The following is a 3403-nucleotide window of genomic DNA, read 5'->3' as shown; positions in this document are numbered from 1 at the left end:
GAGGAGTCCTTTGGGGGTGATGTGGGGGCAGTTTTTGAGGGTGAGGGTGTGGGTTTTGGTGTCTCGGGCATGTCGGAGGAGGGTTTTGTCTTGGAGGGGGCTGTTGTTTAGGTGGATGTTTTTGGTGAGTTTGAAGGCTTGGGTGAGAAAGGGGGTGTGGTCTTTGGGGGGTAGGGTGCTGATGTCGAGGGTGGTGAGCCAGTGGGTGACGAGGCGGTCGATGGGAAGGGGCCTGGTTTTTTGGTGGGATGCTTGAGCGGCGAGCTTTTGGAGTTTTTCTTTGGTGGCGCTTGTGGGATTGATGAGGGTTTCGATGGAGGGGATCCCTTTTTTCTTGAAGATTTGCTTTTCGATGGAGAGGGGGGCACCTTTTTTGGCGAGGGTTTGGTAGACGTTTTCGAGGCCGGGGGCGAGGTGGGCGACGATCTCCCACATGGTTGGGACGCTTTTGTGTTGAATGAGGGTTTGGAAGGTCTGGAGCTGTTTGAGGAGGAGTTGTAGGTCTTTCCAACGGATTTTAATGGGGAGATTGAGTTCGCGCATGTCGTGGGGGGTGAGGATGTGTTTTTTTTGGAGGGTTTGGTATTGCTGGTTTTGGTGGGTGATGTCGGCGAGCCATCCGATGAGGAAGAGGTGGGGGTTTTGGCTGGCGAGGGTTTTGCAGATGGTGGGGTCGGCATTTTTTTCCATTTGGGGGAGGAGGAAGATGGCGGCGCGGGTGGTGAGGTAGTGGGCTCCTTTATCGGCTCGGAGGTAGGGTTTCCAGGTGTTGTCGGCGTCGATGAGGCGGAGATGTTTGTTTCCTTGGGTGACCATGTAGTTGTCGCTGCGGCCGTCTCCTAGGCGGAGGAGGAGGGCGAGGAGGAGTTGGAGGGTGGCGCTTGACTGGGTGATAGCGTGGAGGTTTTGTTTCTGGTCGATGTATTGGTGGAGGTTTTTTCCGGGAACGGCGATGGAGGCTTGGATGATGTGGGTGTCTCTTTGGTAGACGAAGGGGTAGGTTCTTTTTTCTTCGGCGGTGAAGTGTTTGAAGATTTCTTTGTGTTTGGGGTTTTTGATGGTGGCCATTTTGGTGATGTACCGTTTGCGTAAGGGGTGTTTGACGTGGGTAGTGGACTGGGCGTTTTGGGTCCAGATATTTTTGATTTTGAGAAGAAGGGTGGCGGCGCTTCCGTGGGTTGGGGAGAGGAGGGTGGAGAAGGATTTGACGAGGAATTCTTCTCCGGGACTTAGGGGGTTCAGCTGGGCTCTTTTGAAGAAGATTCCTTCGAGTTGGGTGACGGCGCTGGCGCCGTAGAGGTTGGTTTTTTTCCCTTGCCCATATTTACCGATGGAGCAGAGGCGACGGCCGAGTTTTTGGGATAGACGCGTTGGTGGGGCGCCGTTTTGGTGTAGGAGAACGGGACCGGCGAGTTTGTTGAGTCGTTTGTCGGCGAGCTGGTTGATGATGTCTTGTTTGAACTGGTGGTAGTGCTGGATGAGGCTTTTGATTTCTTGTTGATGTTTCCTAAGGTCGGGTCTTTCTCGGGCGGCTTTTTCAAGCTGTTTAATCTGTTGGTTGATCGCTTGGAAATAGGGGTGGTTATTGGAGAGTCTAAGGCGTAAAAGCTTGGTGAGGCGGGTCTGAGGGCCGTCGGGGGCTTTGTTGGTGAAGAAGCTGGAGACTGTTTGGAAAAAGCCAACGTCTTCTAAAGGTGCGCTTGAGAAGAAGGTGTGTGTGAAGAGAACCTCTGGACGGTGGAGGGTCTTGAGCCACTGGGGATCGACGTTTTTTTCGGCAAGCTCGTAAAGGAGCTTGCCGAACGGGTCTTCTTTTTTGGAGAGCCTATTGATTGCAACCCCTAGAGCTGCGCGGTCAGAGATGTAGCTGGAAAGGATCGGGTTAGAGGGGGTGTGGATTGAGGAAGAGCTTGAAGAGGCCATAGGAGTACTCCTTAGTTTGGGCTAGTATACAAATAGAAAATTATTTTATGGATCTAATCTTTTTTTGCAAGGAAAAGCTGAGATGAATTGGTTTTCAATGTTGGAACGGTTAAAAAACAAATTATGTTTTAATGAGGGAGCTTAAGTTTTTTTTGCGAGTCGTTTGCGGGAACGCTTCTTAGTGGGGACTTTCGCCTGTTTGCCATAGACCACTTCGTGGAGGTTTTCAACCGCCATGAAGGCCTCGGGATCTTTGCTAAGGACAAGATCCTTAAGATCAGAAAGATCTAGACGCTCGACGATGACAAAAAGGATTTCTCGCGCATCGCCCGAGTAGCCTCCCCGTCCATACATAACGGTGAGGCCGAGCCCCATCTCATGCATCACAATGTCGGTGAGCTCTTTGGGTTTGTTCGAGATAATGATGACCGATTTGAGCTCATCGAGACCTACGATCACAATGTCCATCATCTTGAAGGCGACGACATAGGTGAGGAGGGATTGGAAAGCGATGTGCCAGTCCCGGAAAATGAGGCCATAGCCTGCAAAGATGAAGATGTTAATAAAGAGGACGACCTGGCCGACGGTAAACCCTTTTTTTCGGTTGATGATGATCGCCATAATCTCGGTTCCGTCGAGACAAGCTCCATTGCGGATGATGAGTCCTGCCCCGATACCCAAAATGGCACCTCCAATGACGATCACTTCAAGGGGGTCCGATTCGAAAGGGGGAATTGTTGCAAGGGCGGTCAAGAATATCGAAAAGAGGACTACGGCAACGATCATATGGATGAAGAAGGTGCGCCGAATGAACTTATAGGAAAGGTAGATGAAGGGGAGGGTTAAAATGATAAAGTAAATCGGGAAAAAGAATTTGTCGGTGAGGCGGGTGAGGATCATCGAGATTCCGATGATGCCGCCGTCGATGAGTTCGTTGGGGAAGAGGAACATTTTAATGGAAAGGGCAGCGAGGAATGCCCCTACCGCTGTCCAGAAGTAGGAAACGATGAGTTGGCGTTTACTTTTTTTACCTGTGTGTGCTGCAACCATAGACTTTACCGACTTTTTAAAAAATTAACAGAAAATACGATCTAAAACAAGAAAAAAGATCGCGGGAGACGAGACTCGAACTCGCAACTTCCAGCGTGACAGGCTGGTGCTCTAACCAGTTGAACTACTCCCGCAACTGGATTTTGGGCGCAAAAGGACTCGAACCTATGACCGCCTGTGTGTAAGACAGGAGCTCTACCAACTGAGCTATACGCCCGCCATAAGAGCATCATCGTACCAGAAGAGGATTATTTTGCACAATAGAATTTTTGTGGTGAGGCTTTCCCGCTGTAACAATTTTAAGTAAGCTGGGTCGAAAAAATCCAGCCGGCCAGCCGCCGATTTGGCTCGACTAGAAGATGAAAGTTTATAAATTTCTCCCAATTCGGGGTTTAAAATAATTTATAGTGTTTTTTCTGCGCTTTCGGGG

At 50.2% G+C, this 3403-nt stretch carries 2 protein-coding genes and 2 tRNA genes; all 4 read right to left on the bottom strand.

Annotated features, from left to right (window positions below):
* The coding region (locus tag NEPTK9_RS09230) for a hypothetical protein (protein ID WP_194848541.1) at nucleotides 1-1923 on the bottom strand (1923 nt) is incomplete at its 3' end.
* A gap of 141 nt (nucleotides 1924-2064) precedes the next feature.
* The gene (locus tag NEPTK9_RS09225; protein WP_194848540.1) at nucleotides 2065-2973 is read right to left on the bottom strand and encodes a YitT family protein; all 909 of its coding nucleotides are present in this window, start codon (nucleotides 2971-2973) and stop codon (nucleotides 2065-2067) included.
* Between the two features lie 60 nt (nucleotides 2974-3033).
* Nucleotides 3034-3107: transfer RNA gene (locus NEPTK9_RS09220), tRNA-Asp, on the bottom strand.
* Between the two features lie 10 nt (nucleotides 3108-3117).
* Nucleotides 3118-3190: transfer RNA gene (locus tag NEPTK9_RS09215), tRNA-Val, on the bottom strand.
* Between the last annotated feature and the right edge of the window lie 213 nt (nucleotides 3191-3403).

Origin of the sequence: Candidatus Neptunochlamydia vexilliferae (assembly GCF_015356785.1) — a bacterium.
GTDB classification, from domain to species: Bacteria; Chlamydiota; Chlamydiia; order Chlamydiales; family Simkaniaceae; genus Neptunichlamydia; species Neptunichlamydia vexilliferae.
Note: the sequence above shows the minus strand (reverse complement) of the source record. Positions and strands in the feature narration are given on the sequence as shown.